This window comes from Longivirga aurantiaca (genome assembly GCF_042660085.1).
Classification (GTDB): domain Bacteria; phylum Actinomycetota; class Actinomycetes; order S36-B12; family CAIYMF01; genus Longivirga; species Longivirga aurantiaca.
In genome coordinates this window covers 89,693-106,878 of sequence record NZ_JBHSTI010000008.1, presented here as the reverse complement: position 1 = coordinate 106,878, position 17,186 = coordinate 89,693, and the positions used below count along the sequence as shown (strand labels likewise).

Genomic DNA, 17,186 nt, shown 5'->3' with positions numbered 1-17,186 from the left:
CGGCCCCCGGACCGCGCCCGGCCCGGCCCGCGAGGGGCTGCCCGACGACGGGCGCCAGCGCCTGGCGGATGTCGGGGGCGACGCCCTGATCAGGCGCTCGAGCGGCCCGCGTGCGCTGCCAGGGCCGCCTTGTACGACCGGTACGACAGCGCGGAGAAGCTCGAGCCTGCCGACAGGATCGAGCAGAGGCTAAGGACGGAGCCGATCGACCCGACCGACAGGGCCGACCCGATCGACCCGATCGAGAGCACCGACCCGGTCGAGGCGATGGAGAGCACGGATCCCGTGGACGCGATCGACAGGATCGAGCGCTCCGAGCGCCAGGACCGGTGGCTGTGCCCCATCGTGCTCAGGCGGACTTGGTGAGGGAGAAGACGGCGCCGTCCGAGCTGACGTCGCCGTTGCGGCCGACGAGCTTGTAGGTGCCGGCGTCTGCGATGGGCTGGTCGGGCGGGCACCCCTTCTGCGAGAGACGCCCGAGCCAGGTGACGTTCACGGAGTAGCTCTGGCCGGGCTGCAGGGTCACGACCTGCGCGCTGCCGCCGGTGTTGCAGTCGTCCGACGACCACACGCGGGCGCTGCCCGAGGTGATGACGAGCTCGTTGTTCTTGCTGCCGACATCGCGCTGGCAGGCGGACTTCGAGATGTTCTTGATCCGCATGCGCAGCTGCGGCGTGGCGCCGACCTGGTAGGACGCCGCGTCGGTCGAGGACGTCACCTGGATCTGGTTGTTCTTGCACGGCCCGATGCCGGAGCTGGCGCTCGACGACGGCTTCGGCGAGGCGCTCGTGGAGGGGGATGCGCTGCCGTTCGGGTCGGGCTCGGCAGAGGACGACCCGGTCGGCTCGGGGGCCGCGGTGGACGCGGAGCCGCCGCTGAAGAAGAGCTGCCGGATTCCGAGGACCAGGGCGAGCACGATCAGGAGGACGAGGGCACGGCGCACCCAGTAGGTGCCGGGCGGCTTGGACCCGACAGGGCGCAGCAGCGTGCTCACGGGGGCGACGCTACCTGGCCGCCTGCCGTGCGCGCGGCTGGGTGCGAGGATGCGCGGGTCATGCCGCCCTCGCACCTGCACGCTCCGCTGCTGGCCTGGTACGCCGCGTCGTCCCGCGACCTGCCGTGGCGGGCGGCCGACCGCACCCCCTGGGGCGTCCTCGTGAGCGAGGTCATGCTGCAGCAGACGCCGGTCGACCGGGTGCTCCCCGTGTGGCTCGAGTGGATGCGGCGCTGGCCCACCCCGGCGGCGCTGGCCGCCGAGCCCCCGGGCGAGGTCGTGCGCGCCTGGGGCCGCCTCGGCTACCCGCGCCGCGCGCTCCGGCTGCACGAGGCCGCCCAGGCCTGCGTGCTGCGCTTCGGCGGCGAGGTGCCCCACGAGCCCGAGCAGCTGCGCTCGCTGCCCGGCGTCGGCGACTACACGTCCGCCGCCCTCGAGTCGTTCGCGTTCGGTCGGCGCGCGGTCGTGCTCGACACCAACGTGCGCCGCGTCCTCGCCCGGCTCCTCACGGGCAGCGAGCACCCCCGGCCCACGATCAACGCCGCCGAGCGGGCCCTCGCCGCATCCGTGCTGCCCGACCTCGACCGCGAGGCGGCGCTCTGGTCGGTGGCCGTGATGGAGCTCGGCGCGCTCGTCTGCACCGCGGCGTCGCCCTCCTGCGGGGCCTGCCCCGTGTCGGCCACCTGCACCTGGGTCGCGCTCGGGAAGCCGGCGTACGACGGCCCGGAGCGGCCCGTGCAGAAGTTCGCGGGCACCGACCGCCAGGTGCGCGGACGGCTGATGGCCGTGCTGCGCGAGGCGCACGCGCCCGTGCCGAAGCCTGCGCTCGACGCCGTCTGGGACGACGCCGTCCAGCGCGAGCGAGCCCTGGACGGCCTGGTGGCGGACGGCCTCGCCGAGCCGCTGGCCAACGGCCGCTACCGCCTGCCGGGCGTCGGTGGAACGATCGACGCGTGATCGAGAGCATCGGCGTCGAGCGCCTCCAGCCCCAGCCCGCGGCGGCGGTGCGCGGCACCGCGCGCCCCGAGGAGATCGGTGCGTTCGTGGGGGCGGCGTACGGCGACGTCGTGGCGGCGCTGGGTGCCCAGGGCCTCGGCCCCGTCGGCGCGCCGGTCATCCGCTACGCCCTGGGCGCGATGGACGCCTCGGGCGCCGCGCAGGTCTTCGCGCTCGAGGCCGGCTTCCCGTGCCCGCCGGGCTTCGAGGGCTCGGGCCCGGTCGAGCGGGTGGAGCTGCCGGGCGGCGACGCCGTCGTGGCCGTGCACGTCGGCCGGTGGCAGGAGCTCGGCGAGGCGTACGCCGCGGTCGAGGCGTTCTTCGCCGAGCACGCCCTCGAGCGCGCGGGCGACCCGTGGGAGACCTACCTCGACGGCCCCGAGGCCGACCCCCACCGCACGATCCTCACCGCCCCCTGCCGCTGATCCCGCTCGCCCTGCTCGCCCGCTTGCCCGATAGCCCGCTGGCCCGCTGGCCCGCTGGGCGGTCCCCGCTCTGCGTCCGGCCGTGGGCAGAGAAACACGTCCGGAGGAAGGGCCGAGCCGACCGCGTCGGCATGGGGCCGTTCGGACTGCTCGGTCAGGCGGCTCGCGCCGACTCCGTGGTGGCGTCCGCGTCGGTGCTCGCAGCGGCGAGGTCGCGGTACGCCTCGCGCCAGAGGACGAGGAGCGGCACGACCGCCCAGGAGACGCCGATCCAGCCGAGCCAGGGCGAGAGCGCGGCGAGCTCGTGCCTCGGCCACGCCGTCCAGGTGAGGAGGAAGAGCGCCAGCAGCGAGAGCCGGGTCGTGCGGGTGCCACCGCCGCGCGCGAGGTGCAGGACGGCGGGGATCAGCAGCACGAGGTCGTAGCTGAGGATGTGCGGCGTCAGGAGCACGGTCGTGAGCGCGACGAGCGCCCACGTCGCGGAGACCGTCGCCTCCGGGGTGCGGCGTACGACGAGGAGCAGCGCCACCACGAGCACCGCGCCGAGGGCGAGGCCGACCAGCTGCGCGGCACCGGCGTACGACGACGGCAGCAGCGACACCAGCGCCGACGGGATGCCGTGCATCATCCAGCTCTGGCCCAGCTGCACGACCTCGTGGTAGCGGTCGGAGGTGAGCGCCTCGACCCACGCGCGGTTGCCGTCGATGCCGTCGACGGCCAGGGACGCGCCGACCAGCGCGAGGGTGGCGGCGACCCAGGCGCCGAGCGCCGACCAGCGCCGCTGCACGAGCAGCACGAGCGGGACGAGCACGAACAGCTGGGGCTTCACCAGGCCCAGCGCGAGCACGGCGCCGGCGGCGAGGTCGCGGTGCGCGTGCAGCAGCCGGAGGCCGGCGACCCAGACCAGGAGCAGGAGCGCTGAGTCCTGGCCGCCGCAGACGAGCTCGAGCACCGGCTGGCTCGCCGCCACGCAGAGCAGTGCGAGCCGCCACTGCCGGTCCGTGTACGTCGGCAGCAGCGGGCGCAGGAGCGCGGCGCTGGCGACGAGGAGCGCGATGGTGACCGCGGCCCAGACGACACCGCTGGCGACGTACGGGAGCGCGGCGAACGGCGCGTACACCAGCGCCGCGACGGGCGGCGCGACGAACCACGCGAGGACCGGTAGTCCACCTGTCACCGAGTCCTGCAACGCCTGCTGCGCGGCCGGGTCGTAGAGCTCGGACGCGCGACCGTCGAGCAGCATGCGGCCGCCGGTCCAGTGCGCGAACCAGTCGGGCAGGAACGTCGTACCGATCGCCGTCCCGGGCAGGTCGCCGAGCACGACGTTGAGCACCGCGGCCACGACGCACAGCCCGACCACGACCCATGCCGCGACGCGCACCCGCGCGGGGGTGAGCAGGCCGTCGACGTACGCCCCCACCGCCGCCTCCTCGCCGTACGCCGCCCACCGGGATCCCCGGCCAGTCTCGCCGATTCCGTGCCCGGCGTGGCCCGTGCCGCTGCATCGCCGCGTCGGGCGCCTGGACGAGGTGCGGCGACGGGCAGGACCCGGCGCCGGCTTCCGTCGTTCTGCGCCACGGCGTGCAGTGCCACACCGGTGATGGGAGGAGTTGTTCGGCTCTATTGGATGAAGGTCGCCTTCATCGCACACGCTTCATCGCACACGACCGAGGGCGGCACCCGGGTGGGTGCCGCCCTCGGCGGTGGTGCGTGCGGTGGTGCTAGGCGGGGACGTCGCCGGAGGCCGGGGCGGCCGGGGGCTCCTCGGGCCCGCCGGCTCCGACGGCCTCGACGATGTCGTCGATGGTCGGCACCTCGGTCTTGAGCTCGCCGCGGAAGTTGAACTGCCGCTCGGCGCCCTCGCCCTCGACGTCGACCACCACGATCGAGCCCGGACGCAGCTCGCCGAAGAGGATCTTCTCCGAGAGCGCGTCCTCGATCTCGCGCTGGATCGTGCGGCGCAGCGGACGCGCACCGAGGACGGGGTCGTAGCCCCGCTCGGCAAGGAGGTCCTTGGCCGCACGGGTCAGCTCGATCCCCATGTCCTTGTCGCGCAGACGCTGGTCGAGCTTGGCCACCATGAGGTCGACGATCGTGACGATCTCGTCCTGGGTGAGCTGGTGGAACACGACGATGTCGTCGACGCGGTTGAGGAACTCGGGCCGGAAGTGCTGCTTGAGCTCGTCGTTGACCTTCTGCTTCATCCGCTCGTACGACGACTTGGTGTCGTCGGCGTTGGAGAAGCCGAGGCCCTGGCCCTTGGAGATGTCCCTCGTGCCGAGGTTGGTCGTCATGATGATGACGGTGTTCTTGAAGTCGACGACCCGGCCCTGCGAGTCGGTCAGGCGACCGTCCTCCAGGATCTGCAGCAGCGAGTTGAAGATGTCCGGGTGCGCCTTCTCGACCTCGTCGAAGAGCACGACCGAGAACGGCTTGCGGCGCACCTTCTCGGTGAGCTGGCCGCCCTCCTCGTAGCCGACGTACCCGGGCGGCGAGCCGAACAGGCGCGAGACCGTGTGCTTCTCGGAGAACTCGCTCATGTCGAGCGAGATCAGCGAGTCCTCGTCGCCGAACAGGAACTCCGCCAGGGTCTTGGACAGCTCGGTCTTACCGACGCCCGAGGGCCCGGCGAAGATGAACGAGCCGCCGGGACGCTTCGGGTCCTTGAGGCCGGCGCGCGTACGGCGGATCGCCTGGGACAGCGACTTGATCGCCTGCTCCTGGCCGATCACGCGCTTGTGGAGCTCGTCCTCCATGCGGATGAGGCGCTGGCTCTCCTCCTCGGTCAGCTTGAAGACCGGGATGCCGGTGGACGCGGCCAGGACCTCGGCGACGAGGTCCTCGTCGACCTCGGCCACGACGTCCATGTCGCCGGCCTTCCACTCGCGCTCGCGCGTGGCCTTCTCGCCGAGCAGCTGCTTCTCCTTGTCGCGGAGCGAGGCAGCCTTCTCGAAGTCCTGCGCGTCGATCGCGCTCTCCTTCTCGCGGCGGACGTCGGCGATGCGCTCGTCGAACTCGCGGAGGTCCGGCGGCGCCGTCATCCGACGGATGCGCAGGCGCGAGCCCGCCTCGTCGATGAGGTCGATCGCCTTGTCCGGGAGGAACCGGTCGCTGATGTAGCGGTCGGCCAGGGTGGCGGCCGCGACGAGCGCGGCGTCGGTGATCGAGACGCGGTGGTGCGACTCGTAGCGGTCGCGCAGGCCCTTGAGGATCTCGATGGTGTGGGCCAGCGTCGGCTCCTGCACCTGGATCGGCTGGAACCGGCGCTCGAGCGCGGCGTCCTTCTCGACGTACTTGCGGTACTCGTCGAGGGTGGTGGCACCGATGGTCTGGAGCTCGCCGCGGGCGAGCATCGGCTTGAGGATCGAGGCCGCGTCGATCGCGCCCTCGGCCGCACCCGCGCCGACGAGCGTGTGCATCTCGTCGATGAACAGGATGATGTCGCCGCGCGTGCGGATCTCCTTGAGCACCTTCTTGAGGCGCTCCTCGAAGTCACCGCGGTAGCGGCTGCCGGCGACGAGGGCACCGAGGTCGAGCGTGTAGAGCTGCTTGTCCTTGAGCGTCTCGGGCACCTCGCCCTTGACGATCATCTGGGACAGGCCCTCGACGACCGCGGTCTTGCCGACGCCGGGCTCACCGATGAGCACGGGGTTGTTCTTGGTGCGGCGGGACAGCACCTGCATGACCCGCTCGATCTCCTTCTCGCGCCCGATGACCGGGTCGAGCTTTCCCTCGCGGGCCGCCTGGGTGAGGTTGCGGCCGAACTGGTCGAGGACGAGAGAGGTCGAGGGCGTGCCCTCCTGCGGGCCGGCGGCCTGCTGGGGCTCCTTGCCCTGGTAGCCCGACAGCAGCTGGATGACCTGCTGGCGGACACGGTTGAGGTCGGCGCCGAGCTTCACGAGCACCTGGGCGGCGACACCCTCGCCCTCACGGATGAGGCCGAGCAGGATGTGCTCGGTGCCGATGTAGTTGTGGCCGAGCTGCAGCGCCTCGCGCAGGGACAGCTCGAGCACCTTCTTGGCGCGCGGGGTGAAGGGGATGTGGCCGGACGGGGCCTGCTGGCCCTGGCCGATGATCTCCTCGACCTGCTGGCGCACGGCCTCGAGCGAGATCCCGAGGGACTCGAGCGCCTTGGCAGCCACCCCTTCGCCCTCGTGGATGAGGCCGAGCAGGATGTGCTCCGTGCCGATGTAGTTGTGGTTGAGCATCCGGGCCTCTTCCTGGGCCAGGACGACGACCCGGCGAGCCCGGTCGGTGAACCTCTCGAACATCTGCACTCCTCACCACGAGCGGCCGCGTCACGGCCGTTCTCGCAAGCCTAGCCCGGGTATCCCCAGGGCTCACCTCCGCAGAACCCTCCTGGCGCACAGGACGTTCCTCCGGCCGTTACGCCCTCGGTGAACCGGGCCCCCGGACGGTCCCTCGCGGGGCTCGGACGGGGGCCCGACCGGTCGTCACCACCGACCAGGCCGGGGCCTGCCTCGGGCACCCGGCCGGCAGGCCTGGGCGGCGCGGAGGGGCCGGTCTCGGCGACCTCCCACCCCGAGGGGTCCGGGTCCGAGAGGATGCGCCGCATGTCGGTCAGGCTTCGGCTCTTCCTCGCCAGCGCGCTCATGCTCTTCACCGAGCTGATGCTCATCCGCTGGCTGGGCGCCAACCTCCTGCACCTGTCGTACTTCTCCAACATCGTCCTGCTGGGGTCGTTCCTCGGCATCGGCCTCGGGTTCCTCGTGGCCAAGCCGGACCGCCGCCGCGGGGCATGGTTCGCCCCCGCCCTCGCCGTGCTGCTGCTCGCGGTGCCGTTCATCCCCGGCGGGGTCGACCAGACGGGCTCGGACCTCATCTACTTCACCGCGGTGAGCACCGAGGGCGCATGGCCGCCGGTCGTCACCCTCACGCTGGTCTTCGTGGCCGTCGCCGCGGTGCTCATGGGCCCGGCGATCATGGTCGCCGAGTGCTTCTTCGAGCTCCCCCGCCTCGACGCCTACCGCTTCGACCTCCTCGGCAGCCTCGCGGGCACGGTGAGCTTCGCCGTCCTGTCGTACGTCGGCGCCGGACCGGTGGTCTGGTCGATCGTCATCGCGGCCCTCGTGCTGGCGCTGGTCGGCGGGAGCCGGCTCACCACCCAGGGCATCGCCGTGGTCGCGCTGGGCGTGGTCGTCTACTCGATGTCGGTCGGCGTGCTGCGCGAGGGAGACATCTGGTCGCCGTACTACAAGATCCAGGTGATCGACCAGGTCGCCACCGACCAGGCCGGCACGCAGACCCCGGCGTACGCCGTCATCGCCAACGGCGTTCCGCACCAGGCGATCGTCGACCTCGACTTCCGGCTCGAGGCGGAGCCCTTCTACGCCCAGCCGTACGAGCGGATCACCGAGGGCCCAGTGGGCGACGTGCTCGTCGTCGGGGCCGGCAACGGGTCGGACGTCGCGCTCGCTCTGCGCCAGGGCGCCACCAGCGTGGACGCCGTCGAGATCGACCCCCGCATCAAGCAGCTCGGTGTCGAGCTGCACCCGCAGAAGCCGTACGACGACCCGCGGGTCACGCCGTACATCGGCGACGGCCGCGCCTTCCTGCACACGACGGACAAGAAGTACGACCTCGTGATCTTCGCGCTGCCCGACTCGCTCACGCTGGTGGCCGGGTCCAACCAGCTGCGGCTCGAGAGCTACCTGTTCACCCAGGAGGCGCTCGAGGACGTGAAGGCGGTGCTCAAGCCCGGCGGCGCGTTCGCGATGTACAACTACTACCGCGAGAACTGGCTGATCGGCCGGCTCGCGAACACCGCCGAGGCCGCGTTCGGGCACGCCCCGTGCGTCGATGCCTTCCGCGCGCGCAGTGCCGTCATCGTCGCCGGCCTCACCGAGGCCGACCAGCGCTGCGGCGACCCCGCCGTCGACGCGTCCGTCGTCACCGACCTGTCCGGCCCGCCGCCGGTGCACGACGAGCGCCCCTTCCTCTACCTGAAGGACGCCTCGATCCCGGGCACGTTCCTGCTCGTGATCGTCATGGTGCTGCTGGTCTCGCTCATCGCCGTGCGCGTGATCGGGGGGCCGCTGCGCCGGATGGCGCCGTACGCCGACCTCGCGTGCCTCGGCGCCGCGTTCCTCCTGCTCGAGACGCGGGCGGTGACGTGGTCGGCGCTGCTGTTCGGCACCACCTGGGTGGTCAACGCGATCGTGTTCGCCGGTGTGCTCATCGTGGTGCTGCTCGCCGTGGAGGTGACCCGGCGGATGAAGAAGCGCCCGTCGAGACCGGTGGCGTTCGGGTTCCTCGGGGCCACGCTGCTCATCGCCTGGCTCGTGCCCACGTCCTGGCTGCTGAGCCTGCCGATGGGGCTGCGCGTGGTCGTGGCCGTCGCCATCGCCTTCGGCCCCGTCTTCGCATCCAACATCGTGTTCGCGACGCGCTTCGACACCACCGAGGACGCCACCGGGGCGTTCGCGGCCAACCTGCTCGGCGCGATGGTCGGCGGGTGCCTGGAGTACCTCGCGCTCGTCGTCGGCTACCCGGCGCTGCTCGGGCTCGCCGCGCTGCTCTACGCCGGGGCGTTCCTCCTCGGCCCGAAGGTGAAGTCGCCGGTCCCGGTCGGCTGACGCTCAGGCCGGTGGGCGCCGGTCGCGCTCCATCCAGGTCTCCGGCTTCGCCAGGGGTGTGAACCCTTCGCGGGCGTAGACCTCGTGCGCGTCCAGGGTCGCGAGCAGCTGGCGCTGCACGCCGGTGGCCTCGACGGCGTCGAACACGGTCGCGACCAGCCACGAGCCGATCCCCCGGGCGCGGTAGTCCTCGGTCACGATCACGTCGCAGATCCACGCGAAGGTCGCGCGGTCGGTGACGGCCCGGGCGAAGCCGACCTGGGCGGCGCCGTCGTACACGCCGAACACCCACGAGCCCCGCACCGAGGCGGCCACGGTGCCGGGCGTTCGCGCGTTGGCCCAGTAGCCCTCGCCCACGACCATCGCGTACGTGGCGTCGAGGTCGACACGGTCGGGGTCGTCGTCGATGACGAGCCCGTCGTCACGACGGGCCAGGACGGTCATGCGGCCGCCGTCAGGACTGCGCGGCCTGGAACTTGGCCAGCAGGTCGGCGCTGATGCGACCGCGCTCGTTCACGGCGATGCCCTCGCTCTTGGCCCAGGCGCGCACCTGCGCGGGGTCGACCCCGCCGGTGCTCTTGCCGGTGGTCCGGCCGCCGGTGGAGCCCGAGCGGCGTCCGCCGCCGATACGCCGGCCGTGGCCGACGTACGGCGCGAGGAGGTCGCGCAGGCGGGCGGCGTTGTCGTGGGTCAGGTCGATCTCGTAGGAGACGCCGTCCAGGGAGAAGGTGACCGTCTCGTCGGCGGTGCCGCCGTCGAGGTCGTCCACGAGCACGACTTGGACCTTCTGAGCCATGGCGCACCATTCCTGTCGCATATTCCGGTGTTTGTCCGGGATTCCCCGGAGCGGGAAAAGGAAAGCACAGGAAAGCCCGGGGATGAAATTCAGGAGGCGAATTCACTCGGACGGGATATCCACAGGATGGGGATTACCGGTGGAAAGTCGAAACACGAGCTCGGGAAATGGGCGGAGCCCTGCCGCGCCCGGACGGGCGGCAGGCGGGCAGCCGGGACCCCGGTAGGCTTCCCCCCGGTGCGTCAGCGACGCCGCGCCGTCCCTTTCACCCTTAAGCGGACGGACGCTCATGACCGGCGACCTGCATCTCGCTCTCGAGTCCTCCCTCGGCGTCTCCGAGGACACCGCCGCCCTGCGCCGCGACATCCGGGTGCTCGGCGAGCTGCTCGGCGCGACCCTCGTGCGGCAGGAGTCGGCGTCGCTGCTCGGGCTCGTCGAGCAGATCCGCCGGACCGCCCGCGCCGACCTCGGCGAGACCTCCGACCTGCTCGCTGGCCTCGACGTGGAGACCGCGACCCGGCTGGCGCGGGCGTTCTCCACGTACTTCCACCTCGCCAACGTGACCGAGCAGGTGCACCGCGCCCGCGAGCAGCGCGACGCGCGCCGTGTGGCGGGCGACCCGCTCTCGCGCGCAGCCACCCGCATCTCGGCCGCGATCTCCGCCGGCGAGGTGACGCCCGAGTCGGTGGCCGCGGGGGTCGCCCGTCTGTCGGCCCGCCCGGTCTTCACCGCGCACCCGACCGAGGCGGCCCGCCGCTCGGTGCTCCTGAAGCTGCGCGCCATCGCCGACCTGCTCGACCGCGCCGAGGCCGACGGCATCGGCCTCGACGACGCCCGGGTCTCGGCGCGTGCCGCCGAGCTCGTCGACCTGCTCTGGCAGACCGACGAGCTGCGCCTCGACCGCCCCGAGGTGCTCGACGAGGCGCGCAACGCGCTCTACTACCTCGACGACCTCGCGAGCGGGCCGGTGTCGGAGGTGCTCGACGACCTCGCGCACGCGCTGTCGACCGTCGGCGTCAAGCTCCCGTCCGACGCCCGGCCGCTGTCGTTCGGATCGTGGATCGGCGGCGACCGCGACGGCAACCCGTTCGTCACGCCCGACGTCACGCTGCGCGTGGTCGACCTCGTCCGCGACCACGCGATCCGCGACCTGCTCCCCGTCATCGACAAGCTGCTCGAGGACCTCTCGGTGTCCGAGCGGCTCAACGAGGTGACGCCCGAGCTGCGCGCCTCGCTCGACGCCGACCTCGCGACGCTCACCGAGCTCGACCCGCGCTACCGCCGGCTGAACGCCGAGGAGCCCTACCGGCTCAAGCTCACGTGCGTGCGCGCCAAGCTGGTCAACACCCGCGCGCGCATCACCGGTGGCACGCCGCACCGCGCGGGGCGCGACTACCTCTCCACGCGCGATCTGCTCGACGACCTCATGCTCGTGCAGACCTCGCTCGAGGCGAACCGCGGCGAGCTGGCTGCCCGGGGCGTGGTCGCGCGCGCGATCCGCTCCGTGGCCGCGTTCGGCCTGTCGCTCGTCACGCTCGACGTCCGCGAGCATGCGTCGATGCACCACAGCGCCGTCGCGAAGCTCGTCGACCGCCTCGGCGAGCAGGGCTGGCGCTACGAGGACCTGCCGCGCGAGCACCGGCTGCGGCTGCTGTCGGCCGAGCTGGCCTCGCGCCGGCCCCTCGCGCCCACGCCCCCGCCGCTCGAGGGCGACGACCTGCGCACCTACAGCGCGTTCGTGGCGATCCGCGAGGCGCTCGACAAGTACGGCCCCGAGGTGTGCGAGACCTACATCGTCTCGATGACCAAAGGCGTCGACGACGTCCTTGCGGCCGTGGTGCTCGCGCGCGAGGCGGGGCTGGTCGACATCGCCGGCGGCGTCGCACGGGTCGGGTTCTCCCCGCTGCTCGAGACCGTCGACGAGCTGCGCCGGGCGGGCGACCTGCTCGACGGTCTGCTGTCCGACCCGTCGTACCGGGAGATCGTGGCGCTGCGCGGCGACGTGCAGGAGGTCATGCTCGGCTACTCCGACTCCAACAAGGACGCCGGCATCACGACCTCGCAGTGGGAGATCCACCTCGCGCAGCGCCGGCTCCGCGATGTGGCGCGGGCGCACGGCGTGCGGCTGCGGCTGTTCCACGGCCGCGGCGGCACCGTGGGGCGCGGCGGCGGGCCGACGTACGAGGCCGTGCTGTCGCAGCCGTGGGGCGTCCTCGACGGCGAGATCAAGCTGACCGAGCAGGGCGAGGTCATCTCCGACAAGTACCTGCTGCCCGGGCTCGCGCGCGAGAACCTCGAGCTGCTGCTCGCCGCGGTGGTCGAGGCCACCGTGCTGCACCAGCAGCCGCGGGCGAACGCGACGAACCTCGCGCACTGGGACCCGGCCATGGACCTCGTGTCGACCGAGGCGCAGAAGGCTTACCGCTCGCTCGTCGACGACCCCGACCTGCCGCACTACTTCGCGACCTCCACCCCCGTCGAGGAGCTCGCCGACATGCACCTGGGCTCGCGCCCCGCCCGACGCGCGACGGAGGGCGCCGGCATCGAGTCGCTGCGCGCGATCCCGTGGGTGTTCGGCTGGACCCAGTCGCGGCAGATCGTGCCCGGCTGGTTCGGTGTCGGGTCAGGCCTGCGGGCCGCCCGCGAGGCGGGCCTCGGCGACGCGCTGCACGAGATGCACTCCAGCTGGCACTTCTTCCGCAACTTCATCTCCAACGTCGAGATGACCCTCGCCAAGACCGATCTGCGGGTGGCCCGCGAGTACGTCGACGCCCTGGTGCCAGCCGAGCTGCAGCACGTGTTCGCCGCGATCGAGGCCGAGCACGCGCTGACCCTGCAGGAGGTGCTCGCCCTGACCGGTGAGACCGAGCTGCTCGGTGCGCAGCCGATGCTCGCCTCGACCCTCGCCACCCGCGACCGGTACCTGCTGCCCCTGCAGCTCCTGCAGGTGCAGCTGCTCGCCCGCGTCCGCGGTGCCCGCGCGACGACGGCAGGCGGCGAGCACTCCGACGTCGAGCCCACCCTGCGCCGTGCACTGCTGCTGACGGTCAACGGCATCGCCACCGGCCTGCGCAACACCGGCTGACGCGTCTCACCCACCGAAGTGCCAGAGATCACAAGGGTCTTCGGGCACTTCGGTGGGTGAGGCGCAGCGCTCGTGGCCCGCTCGGTTCGCCGGGTCCCGTAACCGGGGGACAATGGAGCCATGACCAGCGACGCGACCCTGTTCGACCTCAGCTACACCAGCCCGGCCGGGCAGGAGGTGCCGCTGGCGCAGTACGCCGGGCGCCCGGTGCTCGTGGTCAACACGGCCAGCAAGTGCGGCCTCACGCCGCAGTACGAGGCGCTGCAGGCGCTGTACGAGGAGTACGCCGACCGCGGGCTCGTCGTGCTGGGCTTCCCCTGCGACCAGTTCGCGCACCAGGAGCCCGGCGACGACGCCGCCATCGAGCAGTTCTGCACCATCAACTACGGCGTCACGTTCCCGCTGTCGACCAAGGTCGATGTGAACGGCCGCGGCACCCACCCCGTGTTCGGCTTCCTGAAGAAGCGCGGCGGCGGCCTGATGTCCTCGACGATCAAGTGGAACTTCACCAAGTTCCTCGTCGCGCCCGACGGCACCACGGTGACGCGCTACGCACCGAAGACCGACCCGTTGTCGATGCGCGCCGACATCGAGGCCGTGCTCGTCTCCCGCGCAGCCTGACCGCTGCCGCATCCCACGTCGGACGGTGGATTCCGGGGCAGAGCCCGGGATCCGGCACCCGACCCTCGCCGTGGCGGGGCGCGGCGGCTACAGGACGAGCAGCATGCGGTGGTTGCCCAGGGTGTTGGGCTTCACGCGCTCGAGGTCGAGGAACTCGGCCACGCCCTCGTCGTACGAGCGCAGGAGCTGCTCGAAGACGTCGTGGTCGACCGGCGTCCCCTCGATCTCCACGAACCCGTGCCGGCCGAAGAACTCGGTCTCGAAGGTCAGGCAGAACACCTTCGCGACGCCGAGCTCGCGCGCGCGGCCGACGAGCGCGGTGAGCAGCACGCTGCCGATCCCGGTGCCGACGAACGCCGGGTCCACGGCCACCGTGCGGACCTCGGCGAGGTCTTCCCAGAACACGTGCACCGCACCGCACCCGACGACCTCGCCGTCGAGGTCGGCGACGAGGAACTCCGTGATGTCCTCGTAGAGCGCGACGGTGGCCTTGGAGAGCAGACGCCGGTCGGGCGCATAGGTGTCGACGAGGGCGCGGATGGCGCGCACGTCGGCCGTGCGCGCGGCCCGTACGACGACGCGGGACGCCGGGCTCATTCGGGCTTCACGAGCGGGAAGAGGATCGTCTCGCGGATGTTGAGGCCGGTGAGGTTCATGAGCAGGCGGTCGATGCCGACACCGACACCTCCCGAGGGCGGCATGCCGAACTCGAGCGCGCGGAGGAAGTCCTCGTCGACCTGCATCGCCTCGACGTCGCCGCCGGCCTTGAGGAGCGACTGCGCCACGAGCCGCTCGCGCTGCAGCACCGGGTCGACGAGCTCGGAGTAGCCCGTGCCCTGCTCGTTGCCGTCGATGTAGAGGTCCCACTTCTCCACGACGCCGGGCTGCGTGCGATGGCTGCGCACGAGCGGCGAGGTGTCCTCGGGGTAGTCGTAGACGAACGTCGGGCGCGTGAGGTGCTCGACGACGTGGTGCTCGAGCAGCTCCTCGACGTACTTGCCGGCGACCCAGGTCTTCTCGGGCTTGATGCCCACGGCCTCGCAGAGCTCGCGCAGCTCCTCCACCGGGGTGGACGGCGTGATCTCGCGACCGACCGCCTCGGACACCGACGGGTAGACGTAGACCTCGTCCCACTCGCCGGAGAAGTCGCGCTCCTGGCCGTCGTAGCGGGTGAACTGCAAGGAGCCGTACGTCGAGAGCGTGGCCTCCTGGATCAGCTCGCGCGTCATCGCTGCGTTGGTGCGGTAGTCGGCGTACTCCTCGTAGTACTCGAGCATCGCGAACTCCGGCGAGTGCGTGGCGTCGGCGCCCTCGTTGCGGAAGTTCCGGTTGATCTCGAACACGCGCTCCATGCCGCCGACGATGCAGCGCTTGAGGAACAGCTCGGGCGCGATGCGCAGGTAGAGGTCCATGTCGAAGGCGTTGGAGTGCGTGACGAACGGCCGGGCGGTGGCGCCACCGTGCAGCGTCTGCAGCATCGGCGTCTCGACCTCGAGGAAGCCACGGCGCGCGAAGCTCTCGCGCAGCGAGGCGACCACCGCGATGCGCAGGCGCGCGACCTCGCGGGCCTGAGGGCGGACGACGAGGTCGACGTACCGCTGCCGCACACGGGTCTCCTCCGCGAGCGGCTTGTGCTCGACCGGGAGCGGACGCAGCGTCTTCGCCGCGAGCAGCCACGAGTCGGCCAGGATCGAGAGCTCGCCGCGGCGCGATGTGATGACCTCGCCGGTCACGCTGACGTGGTCACCGAGGTCGACGTCGGACTTCCACGCCGCGAGGCGGTCCTCGCCCACCTTGTCGAGCGAGAGCATCGCCTGGATCTCGGCGCCGCCGCCGGCGCGCAGGGTGGCGAAGCAGAGCTTGCCGGTGTTGCGCACGAAGATCACGCGACCGGCGACCGAGACGATCTCGCCGGTGGCGGTGTCGGGCTCGAGACCGGGGTGGGCCGCTCGGACGTCGGCGATGGAGTGCGTGCGCGGCACCGAGACGGGGTAGGCGTCCTGGCCGGAGTCGAGGAGGCGCTGGCGCTTGTCCCGGCGGACCCGGATCTGCTCGGGGAGGTCGTCCTCGGCATCGACGGGCACGGCGGGCTGGTCAGTCATGCGCGCAAGGTTATCGGGGCCCCGAAGCGCGCTTCGCAGGGATAACGTCGCGGCGTGACCGAGCCCAGCTACGCCGACCGCCGCCTCTCCTTCGGGGCCTCGGCCGACCGGTACGACGCCCTGCGCCCGGGCTACCCGGCGTACGCCCTCGTCTGGGGCCTGCACGGCGCCACGCGCACGGTCCGCGACGTCGCCGACGTCGGCGCGGGCACCGGCCTGCTCACCCGTTCGCTGGTCGATCTCGGGCTCGACGTCCGCGCCTACGAGCCCGACGCCGGGATGCTCGAGCAGCTCGGCGCGGCCCTGCCCGGCGTGCTGCGCGCCCAGGCGCCGGCCGAGTCCCTCCCGCTACCGGATGCGTCGTTGGACGCCGTCACCGCGGCCCAGGCCTGGCACTGGTTCGACGCGCCGGCCGCTGCCGCGGAGTTCACGCGCGTGCTGCGCCCAGGCGGCGTCGTCGTGCTGGTCTGGAACACCCGCGACACCCGCGTGCCGTGGATGGATGCGCTGTCGGACATCGTCGACGGCGGCGACTCGTTCCGCTCCAACCGCACGGAGGCGTTCGAGGCGATCGACGCCGTGCACCCCGGAGTCGTGCGCGCCGACATCCCGCACACCGTGCTCATGACCCCCGACCAGGTGGTCGGCCTGGTCTCGACGTACTCCTACGTCTACCTGCGCGAGGACGCCGACGACCTGTACGCCGCGGTGCGCGAGCTCATGGCCACGCACCCGCAGACGCGCGGCCGCGCCGTGGTCGAGTTCCCGTACGTGACGGCGACGTACCGCTGGACGCGCCCCTAGACGTTCTTGTCGTAGACGAGCCGCAGGCCCTGCAGCGTGAGGTCGGGGCGGTGCACGGTGACGGTGGACGACTCCCGGATGACGACGGGCGCGAGACCACCGGTGGCGATCACCGCGGTGACCGAGCCGCCGAGCTCGGCGATGATGCGCGACGCGATGCCGTCGACCTGGCCCGCGAACCCGTAGAGCGCGCCGGACTGCAGCGCCTCGACCGTGTTCTTGGCGATGACCGAGCGCGGAGCGACGAACTCGACCTTGCGCAGCTGGGCAGCGCGCTGCGCGAGCGCGTCGAGCGAGATCTCGACTCCTGGTGCGAGCGCGCCGCCGAGGAACTCCCCCTTGGCGGAGACGACGTCGAAGTTCGTCGAGGTGCCGAAGTCGACGACGATGCACGGGCCGCCGTAGAGGTGGTGCGCCGCCAGGGTGTTCGCGATGCGGTCGGCGCCGACCTCCTTGGGGTTGTCCATGAGCACGGGCACCCCGGTCTTCGCACCGGGCTCGACGATCACGTGCGGCACGTGGCCGTAGTAGCGCTCGAGCATCGTGCGCATCTCGCGCAGCACCGCGGGGACGGTGGAGCAGAGCGCGACACCGGTGACGTCGGGATCGTCGACGAGCAGGCCGCGGAACGTGAGGCGGTACTCGTCGGCGGTCGACCGGGCGTCGGTCTTGACGCGGTACGACCGCACGAGCTCCTCGCCGTCGAACAGGCCGAGGACGGTGTTGGTGTTGCCGACGTCGATCGCGAGCAGCATGCGGGTCTCCTG

At 72.0% G+C, this 17,186-nt stretch carries 15 protein-coding genes; 6 read left to right on the top strand and 9 right to left on the bottom strand.

Annotated features, from left to right (window positions below):
• Window positions 1-89 precede the first annotated feature (89 nt).
• A complete protein-coding gene (locus ACFQGU_RS04280) occupies window positions 90-344 on the bottom strand; it encodes a hypothetical protein (protein ID WP_386764126.1) in 255 nt (84 codons plus the stop codon).
• 5 nt (window positions 345-349) lie between these two features.
• The gene (locus ACFQGU_RS04275; RefSeq protein ID WP_386764125.1) at window positions 350-994 is read right to left on the bottom strand and encodes a hypothetical protein; all 645 of its coding nucleotides are present in this window, start codon (window positions 992-994) and stop codon (window positions 350-352) included.
• Window positions 995-1,054: 60 nt separating this feature from the next.
• Here ACFQGU_RS04275 and ACFQGU_RS04270 point away from each other — a divergent pair, with 60 nt between their 5' ends.
• Window positions 1,055-1,951 (top strand): A/G-specific adenine glycosylase, encoded by an 897-nt coding sequence (locus ACFQGU_RS04270; protein ID WP_386764124.1) that lies wholly within the window; start codon window positions 1,055-1,057, stop codon window positions 1,949-1,951.
• Window positions 1,948-2,415, top strand: coding sequence for a GyrI-like domain-containing protein (locus ACFQGU_RS04265; RefSeq protein ID WP_386764123.1), 468 nt, complete (start codon window positions 1,948-1,950; stop codon window positions 2,413-2,415). Before ACFQGU_RS04270 ends, ACFQGU_RS04265 begins: the two co-directional genes overlap by 4 nt.
• Before the next feature lie 154 nt (window positions 2,416-2,569).
• On the opposite strand, the gene ACFQGU_RS04260 is transcribed toward ACFQGU_RS04265, so the two are convergent.
• Window positions 2,570-3,835: a glycosyltransferase family 87 protein gene (locus tag ACFQGU_RS04260; protein ID WP_386764122.1), complete on the bottom strand. Its 1,266-nt coding sequence runs from the start codon at window positions 3,833-3,835 to the stop codon at window positions 2,570-2,572.
• 301 nt (window positions 3,836-4,136) lie between these two features.
• Window positions 4,137-6,686, bottom strand: coding sequence for an ATP-dependent Clp protease ATP-binding subunit (locus ACFQGU_RS04255; RefSeq protein WP_386764121.1), 2,550 nt, complete (start codon window positions 6,684-6,686; stop codon window positions 4,137-4,139).
• A 303-nt stretch (window positions 6,687-6,989) separates the two neighbouring features.
• On the opposite strand from ACFQGU_RS04255, the gene ACFQGU_RS04250 reads away from it, so the two are divergent.
• Complete coding sequence (locus ACFQGU_RS04250) at window positions 6,990-9,011, top strand: spermidine synthase (RefSeq protein ID WP_386764120.1); 2,022 nt, start codon at window positions 6,990-6,992, stop codon at window positions 9,009-9,011.
• Window positions 9,012-9,014: 3 nt separating this feature from the next.
• On the opposite strand, the gene ACFQGU_RS04245 is transcribed toward ACFQGU_RS04250, so the two are convergent.
• Window positions 9,015-9,455, bottom strand: a complete 441-nt coding sequence (locus ACFQGU_RS04245; protein ID WP_386764119.1) for a GNAT family N-acetyltransferase — start codon at window positions 9,453-9,455, stop codon at window positions 9,015-9,017.
• A gap of 10 nt (window positions 9,456-9,465) precedes the next feature.
• Window positions 9,466-9,807 (bottom strand): histone-like nucleoid-structuring protein Lsr2, encoded by a 342-nt coding sequence (locus tag ACFQGU_RS04240; protein WP_386764118.1) that lies wholly within the window; start codon window positions 9,805-9,807, stop codon window positions 9,466-9,468.
• Window positions 9,808-10,096: 289 nt separating this feature from the next.
• Between ACFQGU_RS04240 and ppc the strand changes: the two genes are divergently transcribed.
• A complete protein-coding gene (gene ppc, locus ACFQGU_RS04235) occupies window positions 10,097-12,892 on the top strand; it encodes a phosphoenolpyruvate carboxylase (protein ID WP_386764117.1) in 2,796 nt (931 codons plus the stop codon).
• 120 nt (window positions 12,893-13,012) lie between these two features.
• Window positions 13,013-13,513 (top strand): glutathione peroxidase, encoded by a 501-nt coding sequence (locus ACFQGU_RS04230; RefSeq protein WP_386764116.1) that lies wholly within the window; start codon window positions 13,013-13,015, stop codon window positions 13,511-13,513.
• An 87-nt stretch (window positions 13,514-13,600) separates the two neighbouring features.
• Here ACFQGU_RS04230 and ACFQGU_RS04225 read toward each other — a convergent pair whose 3' ends face one another.
• Entirely contained in the window at window positions 13,601-14,110 is a 510-nt protein-coding gene (locus ACFQGU_RS04225; protein WP_386764115.1) for an amino-acid N-acetyltransferase, read from the bottom strand.
• Window positions 14,107-15,615, bottom strand: coding sequence for a lysine--tRNA ligase (gene lysS, locus ACFQGU_RS04220; protein ID WP_386764114.1), 1,509 nt, complete (start codon window positions 15,613-15,615; stop codon window positions 14,107-14,109). Before lysS ends, ACFQGU_RS04225 begins: the two co-directional genes overlap by 4 nt.
• A 54-nt stretch (window positions 15,616-15,669) precedes the next feature.
• Between lysS and ACFQGU_RS04215 the strand changes: the two genes are divergently transcribed.
• Complete coding sequence (locus ACFQGU_RS04215; RefSeq protein WP_386764113.1) at window positions 15,670-16,419, top strand: class I SAM-dependent methyltransferase; 750 nt, start codon at window positions 15,670-15,672, stop codon at window positions 16,417-16,419.
• On the opposite strand, the gene ACFQGU_RS04210 is transcribed toward ACFQGU_RS04215, so the two are convergent.
• Window positions 16,416-17,174, bottom strand: coding sequence for a type III pantothenate kinase (locus ACFQGU_RS04210; RefSeq protein WP_386764112.1), 759 nt, complete (start codon window positions 17,172-17,174; stop codon window positions 16,416-16,418). The genes ACFQGU_RS04215 and ACFQGU_RS04210 overlap by 4 nt on opposite strands.
• Window positions 17,175-17,186: the final 12 nt, after the last annotated feature.